Source organism: Caballeronia glathei (genome assembly GCF_000698595.1).
Classification (GTDB): Bacteria; Pseudomonadota; Gammaproteobacteria; order Burkholderiales; family Burkholderiaceae; genus Caballeronia; species Caballeronia glathei.
The window spans coordinates 92,798-110,229 of the sequence record NZ_JFHC01000005.1 but is presented as its reverse complement, the minus strand read 5'-3'; the positions used below and the strand labels follow the sequence as shown (position 1 = coordinate 110,229).

Annotated in this window: 12 protein-coding genes and 2 tRNA genes; 6 read left to right on the top strand and 8 right to left on the bottom strand. The window is 67.4% G+C overall.

The genetic code is table 11. From position 1 onward, the window contains the following. Window positions 1-18 precede the first annotated feature (18 nt). The 7 genes from BG61_RS05850 to BG61_RS05820 all read right to left on the bottom strand — a co-directional run bounded on the left by BG61_RS05850 (window position 19) and on the right by BG61_RS05820 (window position 10,299). A complete protein-coding gene (locus BG61_RS05850) occupies window positions 19-1,770 on the bottom strand; it encodes an AMP-binding protein (RefSeq protein ID WP_035934035.1) in 1,752 nt (583 codons plus the stop codon). Window positions 1,771-1,852: 82 nt separating this feature from the next. Continuing rightward, entirely contained in the window at window positions 1,853-3,163 is a 1,311-nt protein-coding gene (locus BG61_RS05845; RefSeq protein ID WP_035934038.1) for an acetyl-CoA C-acetyltransferase, read from the bottom strand. A gap of 85 nt (window positions 3,164-3,248) precedes the next feature. After that, entirely contained in the window at window positions 3,249-4,139 is an 891-nt protein-coding gene (locus BG61_RS05840) for a MaoC family dehydratase (RefSeq protein ID WP_035934039.1), read from the bottom strand. Window positions 4,140-4,141: 2 nt separating this feature from the next. Then, entirely contained in the window at window positions 4,142-5,584 is a 1,443-nt protein-coding gene (locus BG61_RS05835) for a 3-oxoacyl-ACP reductase (protein ID WP_035934040.1), read from the bottom strand. 4 nt (window positions 5,585-5,588) lie between these two features. Beyond that, a complete protein-coding gene (locus BG61_RS05830; RefSeq protein WP_035934041.1) occupies window positions 5,589-8,093 on the bottom strand; it encodes an acyl-CoA dehydrogenase in 2,505 nt (834 codons plus the stop codon). A 519-nt stretch (window positions 8,094-8,612) separates the two neighbouring features. Then, complete coding sequence (locus BG61_RS05825) at window positions 8,613-9,833, bottom strand: MFS transporter (RefSeq protein ID WP_035930601.1); 1,221 nt, start codon at window positions 9,831-9,833, stop codon at window positions 8,613-8,615. A 379-nt stretch (window positions 9,834-10,212) separates the two neighbouring features. Continuing rightward, window positions 10,213-10,299, bottom strand: a tRNA-Leu gene (locus BG61_RS05820). A 298-nt stretch (window positions 10,300-10,597) separates the two neighbouring features. Between BG61_RS05820 and BG61_RS05815 the strand changes: the two genes are divergently transcribed. Then, the gene (locus BG61_RS05815) at window positions 10,598-11,401 is read left to right on the top strand and encodes a hypothetical protein (protein ID WP_129572121.1); all 804 of its coding nucleotides are present in this window, start codon (window positions 10,598-10,600) and stop codon (window positions 11,399-11,401) included. A 182-nt stretch (window positions 11,402-11,583) separates the two neighbouring features. Here the strand turns inward: BG61_RS05815 and BG61_RS05810 are convergent. Then, window positions 11,584-11,670: transfer RNA gene (locus BG61_RS05810), tRNA-Leu, on the bottom strand. A gap of 250 nt (window positions 11,671-11,920) precedes the next feature. Between BG61_RS05810 and rnr the strand changes: the two genes are divergently transcribed. The 5 genes from rnr (at window position 11,921) to rpiA (ending at window position 17,304) form a co-directional block, all read left to right on the top strand. Then, window positions 11,921-14,389: a ribonuclease R gene (rnr, locus tag BG61_RS05805; protein WP_035930597.1), complete on the top strand. Its 2,469-nt coding sequence runs from the start codon at window positions 11,921-11,923 to the stop codon at window positions 14,387-14,389. 107 nt (window positions 14,390-14,496) lie between these two features. Further along, window positions 14,497-15,240, top strand: coding sequence for a 23S rRNA (guanosine(2251)-2'-O)-methyltransferase RlmB (gene rlmB, locus BG61_RS05800; protein WP_035930594.1), 744 nt, complete (start codon window positions 14,497-14,499; stop codon window positions 15,238-15,240). A gap of 7 nt (window positions 15,241-15,247) precedes the next feature. Beyond that, on the top strand, window positions 15,248-16,099 hold the full coding sequence (locus BG61_RS05795) for an N-acetylmuramoyl-L-alanine amidase (protein WP_081867988.1): 852 nt from the start codon (window positions 15,248-15,250) through the stop codon (window positions 16,097-16,099). A gap of 36 nt (window positions 16,100-16,135) precedes the next feature. Next, the gene (locus tag BG61_RS05790; RefSeq protein WP_035930592.1) at window positions 16,136-16,531 is read left to right on the top strand and encodes a SirB2 family protein; all 396 of its coding nucleotides are present in this window, start codon (window positions 16,136-16,138) and stop codon (window positions 16,529-16,531) included. Between the two features lie 74 nt (window positions 16,532-16,605). After that, window positions 16,606-17,304 carry a ribose-5-phosphate isomerase RpiA gene (rpiA, locus tag BG61_RS05785; protein ID WP_035930589.1) on the top strand — a complete coding sequence of 233 codons (699 nt, stop codon included), beginning with the start codon at window positions 16,606-16,608 and terminating at the stop codon, window positions 17,302-17,304. The last annotated feature ends 128 nt before the right edge of the window (window positions 17,305-17,432 follow it).

Here is a 17,432-nt window from a genome sequence, read left to right as displayed (position 1 = left end):
GAAGTCGTTCTCCGTGGTCTAGTCCTTCGCTTTGGCCAGTTCCGCGTCGCGCAGTTCACGTCGCAGTATCTTGCCGATGGTCGTTTGAGGCAACGATTCGCGGAACTCGACCGCGACGGGCACCTTGTAGCCTGTCAGGTGTAAACGACAAAAAGCGATCACTTGTTCCATCGTCAGCGATTTTTCGCGCGGCACGACGAATACCTTGACGCGCTCGCCCGCGACCGCATCCGGAATGCCGATCGCCGCCACCGAGCGCACGTTCGGGTGCATCGCCAGCACGTCCTCGATCTCGTTGGGGTAGACGTTGAACCCGGACACGAGAATCATGTCCTTCTTGCGATCGATCAGGCGAATGAAGCCGTGCGCATTCATCACGCCGATGTCGCCGGTCGCGAGCCAGCCGTGCTCGTCGATGACCTGCGCGGTGTCCTCCGGCCGGTTCCAGTAGCCTTTCATCACCTGCGGCCCTTTCACGCACAGCTCGCCCGGCTCGTCGACGCCGGCCCACGTGCCGTCTTCGCGGCGCATGCGGACGAGCGTCGCGGGCGCGGGCACGCCGACGGTGCCGTCGAATTCCCGCTGGTGGCCGATTTCCACCGGCGTCATCGAGACGATCGGCGAGCATTCGGTGAGGCCGTAGCCTTCGATGATCGGCTGCCCCGTCACCTGCCGGAAGCGCTCGGCGACGGCCTTCTGCGTCGCCGTGCCGCCCGCCATCGCGAGCTTGAGCTTCGAGAAATCGCGCTTGCGAAACGCTTCGTTATCGAGAAACGCGCTGTAGAGCGAGTTGAGCGCGGTGATGCCGGTGAACGTCTCGTGGCGCAGGACGCGCATCATGCGCTTCGTGTCTCGCGGATTCGCGATCAGGATATTGCGCCCGCCCAGGCCCATGAAGATCAGCGCGTTCACTGTCAGCGAATAGATGTGATAGAGCGGCAGCGGCGTGAGCACGGTTTGGGCTTCGCCTGCGAGCTGTCCTTCGACCCAGGCCGTCGCCTGCAGCAGGTTCGCGATGACGTTGCGGTGCGTGAGCATCGCGCCCTTCGCGACGCCGGTCGTGCCGCCGGTGTACTGCAGGAACGCGATGTCGCCGTGGCCCGAGCGCACCGGCGCGGGCTCGAGCCTGCGCCTGGCGTCGAGCGCGTCGCACAGGCGCACGGCCTGCGGGAGATGGTAGGGCGGCACCGTCTTCTTCACGTGGCGCAGGATGAAGTTGAGCGCGTGGCCCTTCAGGTTGATGCCGCTTTCGAGCAGATCGCCCAGGCTGGTCACGATCACGTTCTTCACGCGTGTGCCGGGCAGCGCGTCCTCGAGCGTCTTCGCGAAGTTCTCGAACACGACGATGGTCTGCGCGCCGCTGTCCTTCAGCTGATACGCGAGCTCGCGCACCGTGTAGAGCGGGTTGACGTTGACGACGATCGCGCCCGCGCATAGCGTGCCGAAGAGGGTCACGGGGTACTGGAACGTGTTCGGCATCATCAGCGCGACGCGGTCGCCGGGCCGCACGCCGATGCTCTGGAGGTACGCGGCGAACGCATGCGCCATGCGGCCGAGGGCGTCGTACGTGAGGCTCGAGCCGACGCTCACGTAGGCAACGCGCTCGCGGTACCGCGCGACGCATTCGTCGAAGAAATGCACGAGCGAGCGGTGGCGCGACACGTCGATGTCGCGCGGCACGTGCGGCGGATACGACCCATACCAGATGCCGTCGGTTGCGTGCGGCGTGTCCGGCGCGGCCGGGCGGGGCGATGCCTCGAGCGGGTTCATCGTGTGTCTCCATTCGCGCCGCGTGGCGCTTTGTCATGCGGCGCCGGCGTCGAGGCCGGCGCTCGAGTCTCCTGCGGCCGGCTCAGCGTTCCAGTATCGCGACGACGCCCTGGCCGCCCGCCGCGCAAATCGAGATCAGGCCGCGCAACGGCCGGCCGTCGCCGGGCCGCGGCGCCTTCGACAGCATCTTCGCGAGGCTGCCGACGATGCGTCCGCCCGTCGCCGCGAACGGATGGCCGGTCGCGAGCGAGCTGCCGTTCACGTTCAGCCGCGTGCTCTCGATCGACCCGAGCGGCCCGTCGAGACCGAGCGCCGTGCGGCAGTACTCTTCGTCTTCCCAGGCTTTCAGCGTGCACAGCACCTGCGCGGCGAAGGCCTCGTGGATCTCGTAGAAGTCGAAGTCCGGAAGGCTCAGGTTCGCGCGCGCGAGCATGCGCGGCACGGCGTAGGCGGGCGCCATCAGAAGGCCTTCCTTCTTGTCGACATAGTCGACGGCGGCCGTCGCCGAAAACGCGAGGTAGGCGAGCACAGGCAGGTTGCGGCCGGCCGCCCATTCCTCCGACGCGAGCAGCACGGCGGATGCGCCGTCGGTGAGCGGCGTCGAATTGCCCGCGGTGAGCGTGCCGGCGTCGCGGTCGAACACGGGCTTGAGCGCGTTCAGCTTCTCGAGCGTGATGTCGGGGCGCAGGTTGTTGTCGCGCGCGAGGCCCTTGTAGGGCGTCATCAGGTCGTTGAGAAAGCCGCGCTCATAGGCGGCCGCGAGCTTGAGATGGCTTTCGCGGGCAAGCTCGTCCTGCGCCTCGCGCGAGATCTTCCAGCGCTTGGCCATCAGCTCGCAGTGCTCGCCCATCGAAAGCCCGGTGCGCGGCTCGACGTTGCGCGGCAAAAGCGGTCTGAACAGCATGCCGGGGCGAAGTTTCGCGAGCGCGCCGACGCGCTGTCCCGCCGACTTGCTGCGGTTCGCTTCCAGCAGGATCCTGCGCATGCGCTCGTTCACGCCGATGGGCGCGTCGGAGGTCGTGTCCACGCCGCCCGCAATGCCCGCGTCGATCTGCCCGAGCGCGATCTTGTTGGCGACGAGAATCGCCGCTTCCAGGCCCGTGCCGCAGGCCTGCTGCACGTCGTAGGCGGGCGTTTCCTTCGCGAGCGTCGTGGCGAGGAGCGCCTCGCGCGTGAGGTTGAAGTCGCGCGAATGCTTGATGACGGCGCCCGCCGCGACTTCGCCGAGACGCAACCCATGCAGGTCGTAGCGGTCGATCAGGCCGTGCAGCGTGAAGGTCAGCATGTCCTGGTTCGACGCCGTCGCGTACGCCGTGTTCGAGCGCGCGAAGGGAATGCGGTTGCTGCCGATGATCGCGACGCGGCGCACGGCGGGAAGGGCGGAAGCGGTCATGTGCGGGTCTCGGCGGGTTTCATGATCGGGACAATCGGTGCAGTCGTGAAAATCAGGAAAACCGGCGGGCGCGCAGCGATGCGTCTCATGGCAGCTCCCATTCGAACCGGCCGCGCAGATGCGGTTTGTCGCCGGCGAGGTCGCGCACCTCGAAGTCGCGCGACGTGGGCGAGGGCGCCGCGCTCCAGAGCGTGGCTTCGCCGGGCAAAAAGAGCGGCAGCTTGAAGTCGCCGTGCGCGACGGCCGAGCGCACCGTCTTCGACGGATGGAGCGCTGCGATCGTGCGTCCGAGCGTCCACATGCCGTGCGCGATCGCGCGCGGAAAGCCGAACGCCTTCGCCGTCAGCGTGTGCAGGTGAATCGGGTTGAAGTCGCCGGACGCCTTCGCGTAGTCGCGCCCGAGCTGCGCGGGCAGTTGCCAGCGCGCCTCGCGGGCGAGGAGCGGCGCGGGCCCCTTCGCGTCGCCGCTCGAGACCGGCTGGCCGAGCACGCCGCGCTTGAGGTAGACGCTGTCGCCGTCCCAGACCGCCTCGCCGCTGCGGTAGATGCGCGTATGCAGCGTGAACGCCTGGCCCTTTTCGTGCGCGACGAGCGGCCCGCTTTCCACTTCCACGCGCAGCGCCTGCCCGGCCGCGAGCGCGCTGCGCAGGCGCACCGTATTCGCCAGATGAACGAGCCCGATCGCGGGCCACGGAAATGCCGGGTCGGTGAGCAGCATCAGATGCAGCGGGAACGCGAGCACGTGCGGGAAGGTGAGCGGCACGCCCTGCTCGGGGATGAAGCCGCACACCCGCGCATAGCGGCCGATCTGCTCGGCATCGAGCGTGACGCTCGGACGCACGAGCCGCAGCGCAGGCAATTGAGCTGCGTGCGCGCGCTTGAAAAGGCCGGGCAGCGCCCGGCCGTACAGCTTCGCGGGCGGCGGCAGCGTCTCCACGACCACGGTGCGTGCGCGCTGGGTGGGGAGCGCCTGCATCGTCAGGCTCCGATCAGGCTCTGGCCGCACACGCGCACGACGTTGCCCGTGATCCCCGTGCAGCCGGGGCTCGCGAGCCATGCCACGGTCTCTCCCACGTCGACGGGCTGTCCGCCCTGGCTCATCGAGTTCATGCGCCTGCCGGCTTCGCGCAGGCCGAGCGGCATTCTGGCCGTCATCTGCGTTTCGATGAAGCCCGGCGCTACCGCGTTGATCGTGATGCCGCGCGTGCGCAGCACGGGCGCCATGCTGCGCACGCGCCCGATCACGCCGGCCTTCGACGTCGCGTAATTGGTCTGGCCGAGATTGCCCGCGATGCCGCTGATCGACGACACGCCGATGATCCGGCCGCCTTCGCGCAGCACGCCTTGCGCGAGGAGCGCGTCGTCGATGCGCTCCTGCGCCGACAGGTTGATGTCGATCACGCTGTCCCACGCCTCGCGCGTCATCTTGGCAATGGTCCTGTCCTTCGTGATGCCCGCGTTGTGCACGACGATATCGATGCCGCCCATCGCGGCGAGCGCCGCCGCGATCTCGGCGCTCGCCCCGGGCGCGGCGATATCGGCGACGAGCGCCGCGTGGGCGCCGCCCGAGGGCGACGCGTCCTCGATCGCGAGCATGGTCTGATCGAGCGCGTCCTTCGCGGGCGGCACGTCGAGGCCGATCACGTGCGCGCCCTGGCTCGCGAGCACGCCCGCAATCGATGCGCCGATGCCGCGCGCCGCGCCCGTCACGAGCGCGCGCCGGCCTTCGAGCGGGCGGCGCCAGTCGGCGGGCTTCGCGGCCGGTGGTGCGGCCGGCGCGGCGTCGATGCGAACCGCCTGGCCCGACACGTAGGCCGAGCGCGGCGAGAGAAAGAAGCGCAGCGTCGCTTCGATGTCGGCGCCCGGCGCGACCTGGAGGAGGTTCGACGAGATGCCGCTGCGCGCTTCCTTGCCGAGCGAGCGCGTCATGCCTTCGAGCGCATGCTGTGCCGTGGCGGCGTGAGGGTCGGCGCACGAGCCGGGCGGACGGCCGAGCACGATGATCCGGCCGCTTTTCGCGACCGAGCGGATGCCGTCGTGAAAGAAGCCGTAAAGCGAGCGCAACTGCGTGCTTTCGGCAATGCCGGTGCCGTCGAAGATCAGCGCCTGCACGCGCTCGCTCGCCGACGCATCCGGCGCCTGCGGCTCGAAGCGCCCGCTCATCGCGCCGCGGCTGTTGGCAAGCGGCAGCCAGCCGCGCGCGCTCTCGTGCGCGACGCCCGTCATGCCGAGCGCGCCGAGAATGTCGATCAGCGTCTCGAAAAGCGCCGGCGACGGACCCGCGCCGATCGCGGCCATGCCGCCGAACTCCGGCTGGTCCGCGCGGTAGCGGCGCAGCACTTCGGGCCTCGGCAAGCCGATCGAACGCGCGACGCTCGCGCCGAACGGCGAGTTCACGAACTTCAGATAGCGGTCTTTCATGGTGTCAGGCAATGGCTTCGTCCAGTTCACGCTCGAGCGCCTCCTTGCGTCGCTGCAATGCTTCGAGCATACCGAAGTCGGCGGGGAAGTCATCTACCTTCACGGCCAGCGCGCCGTAGTGGGCGTAATCGGCGAGCAACTGGCGCTCGGCGGCGTCGACGAGGCCGCGCGCCTCGGCGTCGGCGGCCCAGGCGTCGAGCTCGGGAAGGCTCTGCGGCATCGGCGCGATCACGCCTTGCTTCACCGCGTCGCGCAGCTTCTGCTCGATCGCCGAGTAGCGCGGATTGAGCGCGAACACCAGCTCGCCGTACCCGAGCGGATCGACCTCGGCGCGCGGCGCGTACGAGTCCGCGATAAGGCGCTCGCGCGCGTCGCCGGGCGTCTGCATCAGCTCGGCGATGGCGCTGCCGAGCGCGTCGCCGGGCACCCGGTGCGGCATCCCGAACGGATAGGCGAGCGCTCGCAGGAGCGCCGCCGGCAGGCGGCGCGGATAGTTCGCGAGCACGCCGTCGATGGCTGTCTGCGCCCGCGCGAGCGAATCCTCGACGCCCCAGCGCACGAGCGGCAGGTCGGCCTCGGGGCGGCCGTCGTCCTCGAAGCGCTTGAGTGTCGCGGAAATCAGGTAGAGCTGCGAGAGCACGTCGCCGAGCCGCCCCGACAGACGCTCGCGGCGCTTGAGCTCGCCGCCGAGCACGAACATCGACACATCGGCGACGAGCGCGAACGTGGTACACAGGCGCGTCGCCCCGCGGTAGTAGCGTGCGAGCCGCGGGTCGGCGCGGGCGGGCGCCGGAATGAGAAAGCTGCCGCCGAGCGCGAACACGAGGCTGCGCATCACGTTTGACGCGACGAAAGCGGCATGGCCGAAGAGGGCGGCGTCGAAATCGCGCAGCGCCTTCGCGCGGTCGGGTTCGCGCGTCGCGGTCATTTCCTTCAGCACGTAGGGATGACAGCGGATCGCCCCTTGCCCGAAGATGATCAGGCAGCGCGTGAGAATGTTCGCGCCCTCGACCGTGATCGAGATGGGCACCTGCTGGTAGGCGCGCGCAAGGAAATTCGACGGCCCCATGCAGACGCCCTTGCCGGCGACGACATCCATGCCGTCATTGATGACCTGCCGCGCGCGCTCGGTGATGTGATATTTCGCGATGGCCGAGATCACCGACGGCTTTTCGCCGAGATCGACCGCCTGCGCGGAGAGCTTGCGCGCCGCGTCCATCACGTACAGGTTGCCGCCCATGCGGCCGAGCGCTTCCTGCACGCCCTCGAACCTGCCGACCGCGGTCCTGAACTGGCGGCGCACGGCCGAGTAGGCGCCGGTGCCGCGCACGGCGAGCTTCGCCATCCCGACATTGGACGACGGCAGCGAGATCGCGCGTCCCGCCGCGAGGCATTCCATCAGCATGCGCCAGCCGTTGCCGACCTGCGCGCGCCCGCCGATCACCCAGTCGAGCGGAATGAAGACGTCGCGTCCCCAGTTCGGGCCGTTCTGGAACACCGCATTGAGCGGCCAGTGGCGCCGCCCGATGTTGACCCCTGGATGGCGCGTCGGAATCAGCGCGCAGGTGATGCCGGGTTCGTCGCCCTCGCCGAGCAGATGATCGGGGTCGAGCGCGCGAAACGCGAGGCCGAGCACCGTCGCGACCGGCCCGAGCGTGATGTAGCGCTTGTTCCAGGTCACCTTGAAGCCGAGCGTCTCGCGGCCGTCGTGCAGCCCGCGGCACACGATGCCGACGTCCGGAATCGCGGCGGCATCGGAACCGGCGTAGGGGCTCGTGAGCGCGAAGCAGGGAATCTCGTCGCCACGCGCGAGGCGCGGCAGATAGTGGTTCTTCTGGTCCTCGGTGCCGTAGTGCATCAGCAGTTCGGCGGGGCCGAGCGAATTCGGCACCATCACCGAGACGGCCGCCGCGGAGCAGCGCGTCGCGAGCTTCATGATCACCTGCGAGTGCGCGTAGGCGGAGAACTGCCGCCCGCCGTACTGCTTCGGGATGATCATGCCGAGAAAGCCCTGCTCCTTGACGTACGCCCACGTTTCGGGCGACAGGTCCTGCCAGACGGCGGTCGTGTCCCAGTCGTTCGCGAGGTCGCACAGGCGCGTGCATTCGTTGTCGATGAAGCCTTGCTCCTCGGCGGTGAGCGTCGCCGGCCCGTGCGCGAGCAGCGTGTCCCAGTGCGGGCGGCCGGAGAAGAGCGCGGCGTCCCACCAGACGGTGCCCGCTTCGATGGCGTCGCGCTCGGTCGGCGACATCTCCGGCAGGATCCTCCTGAACACGCCGAAGAGGCGGCGCGTCACGAGCGCGCGGCGCAGCGGCCGGATCGCGAGCACGAGCGCGGGCAGCACGAGGACGAGCGCGAGGAGCGTCGTCGTGACCGGGCCGGTGACGCCCGCGAACCACCCGCCCGCGACCCACGCGGCCATGCAGGCGAGCCAAGCGGCGGCGTGCGCCCGCATGTAGACGAGCGCGCCGCTTATGACTACGAGCGCGATCACGAAGCCTGCTGTCATGACAACCTCCCTCTCTGTTTGCTTCGATGTTCTATCGCGAGGACCCGGTTTGCGGGAGGCAGCATCCGGCGTTCCCGCAAGCACCGGGCGCGGCGCGGCGCGAGGCGGTCTCGACCGCGATCGGTTCGGGCGGGCGCGAGCGGGCGCGGGGGCGGCCGGGCGGGCCGTAAGCGTTTTGGGGGTGGGGCGGTCGGTCGCGACCGTGGGTTTCGTCGGGGTGGGGCGAGCGCGTCGCGGGAATCCGTGTCACCGGGGGGCGGCGCAAACGAGCGTCGCTGGTCGCAAGCCCCGCCCCGGCACGCGAGACCACGCTGAAACGGACTGCCACGTGCGCCTCCTGTGCCGGCGGGCCGGCCGCGAAGATGCGATTCGACTCCCTGACCGAAACTTGTGTTTACCTTTCAAGATAAAAATGATCGGACGCATCGGCAAGTTTTTTTCATCGAGCGCCATCTCTAAATGATGCAAGGCGCCCGCAGGCGCCTTGCGTTCCTGCCCTTGGGCTGCGCGCGAAAGCCGCTAGGTCGCCGCCCCGACGTGCCGCGCCGACTGCGTCATGTCGATGCCGCGCCGCTCCCGGCTGAAGAAGATGAGCCCCGCGATCACCACCGCGACCGTGCCCGCGACAATGGCCATCGCCATCCCGTAGTTGTTGTCGTGGGTGACGGCGAGCGACGCCTGCAGCGTCGCGTTCACCGAAGCGAGCAGGTTGCCGAGCTGGTACACGAGGCCGGGGAAGGTTGCGCGGATCTCGTCGGGCGAGACTTCGTTCAGGTGCACCGGAATCACGCCCCACGCGCCCTGCACCGAGATCTGCATGAGGAATGCGCCGGAGGCGAGCGCGACCGGGCCGCTCGAGAACGCCCAGAGCGGCAGCACCGGCAGCGCGATCAGCGACGCGATGAAGATCGCCCAGCGCCGCCCGATTTTCTCCGACATCGAGCCGAAGAAGAGCCCGCCGATGATCGCGCCGATATTCAGCACGATGGTGATCCACGACACCGTGTGGGGCTCGAAGTGATGCTGTTCGCGAAGGAAGGTCGGGTAGAGATCCTGCGTGCCGTGCGAGAAGAAATTGAACGCGGTCATCAGCACGATCGCGTAGACGGAGAGCTTCCAGTTCTGCTTGAGCGTGAGCAAGAGGCCCGGGCGCGGGCGCTTTTCCATCGCGCGCCACGCGGGCGACTCCGGCACGTGCGCGCGCACGTAGAGGACGAGCAGCGCCGGCGCCACGCCGATAAAGAACATGCCGCGCCAGCCGACATACTGATACAGCACGCCGAACACGATCGACGCGAGCAGGTAGCCGCTCGGATAGCCCGCCTGCAGCAGGCCCGAGACGAAGCCGCGCGCTTTCGGCGGGACCGTTTCCATCGTGAGCGCGGAGCCGACGCCCCATTCGCCGCCCATCGCGATGCCGAAGAGGGCGCGCAGGACGATCAGCGTCATCAGGTTCGGCGAAAAACCGGAGAGCAGTTCCAGCAGCGAATAGCACGCGATGTTGACCATCAGCGTCGGGCGTCGGCCGAACTTGTCGGCGAGCCGGCCGAAGATCAGCGCGCCCAAGGGACGCATGGCGAGCGTGAGCGTAATCGCGACTGCGACGGCGGGGATTTTCGTATTGAATTCGGCGGCGATATCCCTCAATACGAAAACCATCAGGAAAAAATCGAATGCATCGAGTGTCCAGCCCAAATAGGCGGCAATCGTCACGTTTCTCTGTTCGCGCGTCCAGCTCATCGGCGTGTTCTCCCGTTTTTATGCGATTGGTCTGATCGGATTGCGATGCGGCTGGAAGGGCGAGCGGCCCGGCCGCACGAGGCGCCCGCGGTTCCGGGCACGAACGAGTGTACGCCGACGTTTAATCAACTGCTCGTAAAGCACGGAAAAATCCGTATTAACCCGTGTGATATTTTTATTAATCGATACGGTCAGGATTCATATTCCGTTCGAATATCACGGGATATAAATAAAATGAAAGAACATTGAATTGAATTTGTATTGCGCGGCGCGGGGGCGTTTGAAAACGTGCTGAAAACAAAAAACCCCACGAACGACGTTCTGTGGGGTGATCGGTTTGCTGCCGCTTGCTTGTTGCTTATCGCTACTGAAGGGACCTTGGTGCCCAGGAGAGGACTCGAACCTCCACGGTGTTGCCACCGCTAGGACCTGAACCTAGTGCGTCTACCAATTCCGCCACCTGGGCCAAGGGGTACAGCAAGCCCGCTATTTTAGCGGGTTCGGAAATGGTGTCAATTGGAAAGTGGTGCGGGCCTGCGCATCGGCGTTGAACGAAGAGGGCTCGCGCCGTCGGGCGTTCCCGATTCGTTGACCCGCCGTAGCGGTGCTTCTAGACTGAAGTCCAACCATTCCGAGCCAAGGACCCATGGATGCGCGCGCTGCCGATGCCAGCGGAACCCGGAACGACGAGCCTGTGCAGCGACGTGCCCGCCGATGTTCGGCGCCGCGACTCAGGCCGTCGCGCAAGTCGCGCAGTACCCGGGATGCGTGCCGGAGCGCGGCGCCTGATGTGCGCGGCGGCGCTCTTCTTTGCCGTCGCGCTGCCGGCAAGCGCGGAGCGGCTGTGGCTCGTGGCCGGCCCGAGCGATCCTTCCGCGGCGGGGATTGCGAAGAGGGCCGAGCCGCTCTACCGGCTCGTTCCCGACGGGTTCGTCATCCAGACGGCCGACTGCGGCGACAAGCAGAACGTGTTCACCTGGGTGGCCGCCACGGCCACGGCGGACAAGCCCGCGCTGGCCGCGCGGCAGCGCATCCGCAAGCTGGTCCCGGACGCCTACCTGAGGCCTTGCGACGTGCGTCCCGGCTCGCTGCTCGCGCTGAGGGCGAGTGTCGTCGATCGCTCGATCGCGCGGATTCCCGAGGGCGCCTCGAAGTGGGAAGCGGGTGATCGCCTCACGCTCCTGCGGCCGCTCAACGACGGCCGCAGTCTCATCATCGTTCGCTACTTCGTGAGCGAGCCGGACGATCTGCTCGAAGGGCGCCGCGAGCGTGTGGTCCTCGCGAACCGCAAGGGCAGGCATCTTCTGCTGGACAACGACTGCGTCGATCCGGCCGATGCGAGTGCGCAGCGCGCGTACGTCGCGTTCGAATGTGTGCGGGGGCTCTTGTCGGGGCACGTGGTTCACGGCGTGCTGGTCTTCGACGACGCGGGAAAGAAGATCCTCGAATCGAAGAACTGCCGTGATCCGAAGTGGGCAGGAGACCGGGTGATGGCGTGCGACGCGGAGTCGGTCGGAACGGATGGGCAGTTGCAACTGCAGAGGCGGCGTGTCGTCGTGGGTGGCTGACGGTGGCTGACAGGGCGCGGTGTGAGCGCCGACGCTCGCGCGATCCCGGTCCGGCGCATGCCGCGATGAACGCCGGAAAACAAAAAAGCCCGCGATGGCGGGCCTTTTAGCGTGCTACCTGTGCTGCGCGTACTACAACCGTACTACAACTTGTACTACCTCAATCGCGCTCAATCTGCGAATGGTGCCCAAGAGAGGACTCGAACCTCCACGGTGTTGCCACCGCTAGGACCTGAACCTAGTGCGTCTACCAATTCCGCCACCTGGGCAAGGGTGCGTGTGCAGCAAAGAACGCAATTATATCGCGGCCGCGCAGGCTGTCAAGCATTTTGAGATCGGGACCGGGATTGGCTCCAAAGGCCCGCGCAGCCGCCCTGCAAGCCCCGTGTGGCCTCGATGACGGGTGTTAGAATGACTCGCGAACATAGCCGCCGGGCGAGCCCGCCGCGAGCTGGCTATCCATTCACTTGCGCATTCACTGCAACGTCCAGCCAACGAGAAGAAATCATCGATAAGCCCTTGAGCAAATATCCCTATCCGATTCCGAGCCGCGAAGAAATTCTCGGCGTGTTGCGCACGAGCGAAACGCCGCACGCCGCGAATGACATCGCCGAAGCTCTGTCGATCAAGCGCCAGGAGCGCGAAGGATTTTTCAAGCGACTGGCAGCAATGGAGCGCGACGGGCAGATCCGGCTCGACAAGCGCGGCCACTATCAACTCACTCATCCGTCCAATTTCGTCGCGGGCCGCGTGCAGGGCCATCGCGACGGCTTCGGCTTCCTGATCCGCGACGATGGCCAGGACGACCTGTTCCTGCCCAACGGCGAAATGCAGAAGGTCATGCACAACGACCGCGTGCTCGCGCGCATCGTCGGGTATGACCGCCGCGGGCGGCCGGAAGGGCACATCGTCGAGGTGACGGACCGCGCGAACAAGCGGATCATCGGCCGGCTTATCAACGAGAACGGCGCGCTCATCCTCGTGCCGGAAGACAAGCGCATCGGCCACGACATCCTGATCACGCAGAATCCGAAGAAGGCGAAGGTGGGGCAGGTGGTGTCGGTGGAACTCACCGACTTTCCCAGCCGCCATTCGCAGCCGCTCGGCCGCGTGGTGGAGGTGATCGGCGATATCGACGATCCGGGCATGGAAATCGAGATCGCGGTGCGCAAGTACGGCGTGCCGCACGAGTTCGGCGAGGCCGCGCTCGCCGCCGCCGCGAAACTGCCGGACGAAGTGCGGCCGGCGGACGTCCGCCATCGCGTGGACCTGCGCGACGTGCCGCTCGTCACGATCGACGGCGAGGACGCGCGCGACTTCGACGACGCCGTGTATTGCGAGCCGATGACAGTCGGGCGCGGCACGGGTTTCCGGCTGCTGGTCGCGATCGCGGACGTCTCGCATTACGTGCGCCCGAACGAGCCGCTCGACGTGGATGCGCTCGATCGCAGCACGTCGGTGTATTTCCCGCGCCGCGTGATTCCGATGCTGCCCGAGAAGCTCTCGAACGGGCTCTGTTCGCTCAATCCGAACGTGGACCGCTGCGTGCTCGTCTGCGACATGGTCATCACGTCGCGCGGCGAGATCAAGGCGTACCAGTTCTACCCGGGCGTGATGCACTCGGCGGCGCGCCTCACGTACACCGAGGTGGCGGCGGTGCTCGCCAACACGAAGGGGCCGGAAGCCGCGCGCCGCGCCGATCTGCTGCCGTACCTGCAGAACCTCTACGGCGTCTACAAGTCGCTGCATGCGGCGCGCCAGAAGCGCGGCGCGATCGACTTCGACACGACGGAGACCTACATCGTCTGCAATGCGCAGGGCAAGATCGAGCAGATCGTGCCGCGCCATCGCAACGACGCGCACCGGCTGATCGAGGAGTGCATGCTGGCCGCGAACGTCTGCGCGGCGGACTTTTTGAAGCGCCACAAGCATGCGGGGCTGTATCGCGTTCATGCGGGCCCGACGCCCGAGAAGCTCGAGAACCTGCGCGCGTTTCTGCGCGGCGTCGGTCTCACGCTGACGGGCGGCGACAAGCCGCACGCAAGCGACTACGCCGCGCTGATGGCGCAGATCCGCGACCGGCCCGACGCGCAGATGCTCCAGTCGATGGTGCTGCGCTCGATGCAGCAGGCCGTCTACAGCCCGGACAACATCGGGCACTTCGGTCTTGCCTACGAGGCGTACGCGCACTTCACGAGCCCGATACGCCGCTATCCGGACCTGCTCACGCACCGCGCGATCTACGCGATCCTGCAGGGCAAGAAGTACCAGCCCCAGATCGGCCACGACATTTCGCTCAGCACGGGCCTGACGAAAGCCGCCCGCGAAATGCAGAAAGCCGACGACGAATCGCGCAGCCGCTCGCGCAACAACGTCGCGATCTGGGAGGAGCTCGGGCTGCATTGCTCGTCGAACGAACGGCGTGCCGACGAGGCCTCGCGCGACGTCGAGGCGTGGCTCAAGTGCTATTTCATGCGCGACAAGCTCGGCGAGGAATACGGCGGCATGGTGAACGGCGTGACGTCGTTCGGCATCTTCGTGCAGCTCGATTCGCTCTTCATCGAAGGGCTCGTGCACGTCACGGAACTCGGCTCTGACTACTTCCAGTACGACGAGATCAAGAACGAACTGCGCGGCGAGCGCACCGGCATCCGCTACCGGATGTCGGACCGCGTGCGCGTGCAGGTGAGCCGCGTCGATCTGGATTCGCGCAAGATCGACTTCCGGCTCGTGCGGGACACGCCGGTGAAGCCGCCTTCGGGACGCATTGCGCCGAGCGTGCCCGAGCATGCGGGCAACGGTGCGGCGGCGGCGGGTCCGCGCATCCGTTCGTTCGTCACCGACGACACGCCCAGCACGCGGCGGCGCGGCGGCAGCAAGAAGGGCGCGCCGGCGCTCGCGGCGGCGAAGGACGCGGGCGTCGCAAAGAAGCGCGGCGCGGCGCCGAAGTCCGCGGCACAGGGCCGTCCGGCGCGCAAGAAGCGTTGAAGCGCGAGTCCCGCAGGCACGGCGCGGCATTTCACGATGCGCGGCCCGGTGCGCAATACGCGCGCCGGGCCGCGTTTTGGTTTTCTTATTGAAGGTTTGGGTTAGTCATGTCACGTCTCAAGGTTCTTTACGGTTTTCACGCGGTGACCGCGCGCCTGCGCGCGGATGCATCGACGATCGAGGAGGTGCTGTACGACCCCACGCGCAAGGATCGTCGCATGCAGGACTTCCTGCGCGCCGCGAAGGAAGCCGGCGTGCGCCTGATCGCCGCCGACGAATCGCGCCTGTGGGGCCTCGCGGGCAACGTCGGGCATCAGGGCGTGGTCGCGCGCGCGCACGACATGCCGCTCGCGCAGAACCTGGCCGAACTGCTCGACGGCGTCTCCGGCACGCCGCTTTTGCTCGTGCTCGACGGCGTCACCGATCCGCACAATCTCGGCGCGTGCCTGCGCGTGGCCGACGCCGCCGGCGCCCACGCCGTGATCGCGCCGCGCGACCGCTCGGCGGGGCTCAACGCGACCGCCGCGAAAGTCGCGAGCGGCGCCGCCGAGAACGTGCCGTACATCACGGTGACGAACCTGGCGCGCGCGCTGCGCGAACTGAAGGAAGCGGGCGTGTGGGTGGTCGGCACGGCAGGCGAGGCGAGCGCGAGCCTTTACGAGACGAAGCTCGACGGCCCGATCGCGATCGTGGTCGGCGCGGAAGGCGAGGGCATGCGCCGCCTCACGCGCGAGACCTGCGACGAGATCATGCACATCCCGATGGCGGGCACGGTGGAAAGCCTGAACGTCTCGGTGGCGAGCGGCGTGTGTCTGTTCGAAGCGGTGCGGCAGCGTTCGGTAAAGAAATGACGCGCCGATGATCGTGCGCTTTCCCGCAGCCGCGCTTCTCCGCGCGCTTCTCGGCGTGCTCCTCTGCACATTGCTTGGCGCCTGCACCGTGACGAAGACCGATCGCGGCACCTACATCGCCGACAGCAGCTACCAGGCGAAGAACGCCGACTCCCGCGTGCGCTTTCTCGTCGTGCATTACACCGAAATCGACGAGGCGGGCTCGCTCGCCGTGTTGACGGGCGGCGGCGTGAGCGCCCACTACGTCGTGCCCGACGCGCCGCACACCGAGGGCGGCGAGCCGGTGGTCTATCAGCTCGTGCCCGAGGAACAGCGCGCGTGGCACGCCGGCGTGAGCGAATGGCAGGGCACGACGGAGCTGAACGCAGCGTCGATCGGGATCGAGAACGTGAATCTCGGTCCTGTCGATACGCCGCAGGGGCGCACGTGGCAGCCGTATCCGCCCGCCCAGGTCGATGCGCTCGTGCGCCTGGCGAAAGACATCGTCACGCGTTACCGCATCCCGCCTACGCGCGTCGTCGGTCACAGCGACATCGCGCCGCAGCGCAAGATCGATCCGGGCCCGCTTTTCCCCTGGCGCACGCTGTACGATGCGGGCATCGGCGCATGGCCGGACGCCGCCGCCGTGGCGCGGCATCTCGCGGGGCGCGATCCGAAGGCGCCCGCCGACGTGAAGCTGCTGCAGGACAAGCTGCGGCGCTACGGCTACGCGGTCGCGACCGACGGCGTGCTCGACGAAAAGACCCGCCGCGTCTTCAGCGCGTTCCAGATGCATTTTCGCCCGGCCGATTACGCGGGCAACCCGGATGCCGAGAGCGACGCGATCGCCGCCGCGCTCCTCGACAAGTATTTTCCTTGACGTTTCCCCTGACACGCTCCTGAAGGACGACCGACGATGGCCGAACTCTTCATCCCGCTGCGCGCGCTGCACATGGCCTGCGCGGCGCTGAGCATCGCCGGCTTCGTGCTGCGCTGGATCTGGATGCTCGCCGATTCGCCGCTGCTGCACCGGCGCGCGACGAAGATCGTGCCGCACATCGTCGATACGGCGCTCCTTGCGAGCGCGGCCGTGCTCGTCGCGATCATCGGCTTCGGGCCGAATGCGGCGTGGCTCCTGGCGAAGATCGGTGCGCTCGTCGTCTATGTCGTGCTCGGCGCGTTCGCGCTCAAGCGCGGCCGCACGAAGGGCGCCCGCGCCGTGTGCGGCGTGCTCGCGATCGTCGCCTTCGCGTTCATTGCCTCGGTCGCGCGTTCGCACGATCCGCTCGGCTTCCTGCGGGCGTGGTCGTAGCGTTGGGAGCGGCGTCGAAGGTCCGCTAAAATCACGGTTTCCCTCTCGCTGTCTCACTCTCTGGTCTTATTCCTATGACTCAAGACGAACTCAAGCAACTGGTCGGCGCCGCCGCGGCCGACTACGTGAATGCGACCGTGCCTGAGGGCGCGGTGATCGGCGTCGGCACCGGGTCGACGGCGAACTGCTTCATCGATGCGCTCGCCAGATCGAAGGCGCGCTACCGCGGCGCGGTATCGAGCTCGCTTGCCTCCACGGCGCGGCTTCAATCGCACGGCTTCAAGGTGTTTGATCTGAACGACATCGAATCGCTGCCGGTGTATGTCGACGGCGCCGATGAAATCGACGCCGCCGGCGCGATGATCAAGGGCGGCGGCGGGGCGCTCACGCGCGAGAAGATCGTGGCGTCGGTGTCGGACGTGTTCGTGTGCATCGCCGACGCGAGCAAGCGCGTGCAGGTGATGGGCACGTTCCCGCTGCCGATCGAAGTGGTGCCGATGGCGCGCACGGCGATCGGCCGCCGCGTGACGGCGGCGGGCGGCGTGCCGATCGTGCGCGTGCAGCAGGACGGCTCGCCCTACATCACCGACAACGGCAACGAGATCATCGACGTGAAGGGCCTGAAGATCACCGATCCGCGCGCGCTGGAAGCGCAGATCAACGCGTGGCCGGGCGTGGTGACGGTGGGGCTTTTCGCCGCGCGCGGCGCGAATCTGTGCCTGCTCGGCACGGAAAACGGCGTCGAGCGGATCGACTACGTGCAGCAGCAATGAGTCCCGTCGCATGACGGCAAAAACGCGCGGACGCATCACATGCCGCGCGTTTTTTTTCGCGCGGGAGAAGGGGTTTTCCGAACGAATCCACGTTATTGAAGGCCGGCAACCTGAGGTAGGATTGTGAG

Bases quoted from the DNA above. Each gene is read 5' to 3' on its own strand.
- BG61_RS05795 (WP_081867988.1), top strand. From the start codon at position 15,248: ATGATCGTGCGCTTTCCCGCAGCCGCGCTTCTCCGCGCGCTTCTCGGC.
- BG61_RS05850 (WP_035934035.1), bottom strand. From the start codon at position 1,770: ATGAACCCGCTCGAGGCATCGCCCCGCCCGGCCGCGCCGGACACGCCG.
- BG61_RS05840 (WP_035934039.1), bottom strand. From the start codon at position 4,139: ATGCAGGCGCTCCCCACCCAGCGCGCACGCACCGTGGTCGTGGAGACG.
- BG61_RS05825 (WP_035930601.1), bottom strand. From the start codon at position 9,833: ATGAGCTGGACGCGCGAACAGAGAAACGTGACGATTGCCGCCTATTTG.
- BG61_RS05790 (WP_035930592.1), top strand. From the start codon at position 16,136: ATGGCCGAACTCTTCATCCCGCTGCGCGCGCTGCACATGGCCTGCGCG.
- rpiA (WP_035930589.1), top strand. From the start codon at position 16,606: ATGACTCAAGACGAACTCAAGCAACTGGTCGGCGCCGCCGCGGCCGAC.
- BG61_RS05815 (WP_129572121.1), top strand. From the start codon at position 10,598: ATGCGTGCCGGAGCGCGGCGCCTGATGTGCGCGGCGGCGCTCTTCTTT.
- rlmB (WP_035930594.1), top strand. From the start codon at position 14,497: ATGTCACGTCTCAAGGTTCTTTACGGTTTTCACGCGGTGACCGCGCGC.
- BG61_RS05845 (WP_035934038.1), bottom strand. From the start codon at position 3,163: ATGACCGCTTCCGCCCTTCCCGCCGTGCGCCGCGTCGCGATCATCGGC.
- BG61_RS05835 (WP_035934040.1), bottom strand. From the start codon at position 5,584: ATGAAAGACCGCTATCTGAAGTTCGTGAACTCGCCGTTCGGCGCGAGC.
- BG61_RS05830 (WP_035934041.1), bottom strand. From the start codon at position 8,093: ATGACAGCAGGCTTCGTGATCGCGCTCGTAGTCATAAGCGGCGCGCTC.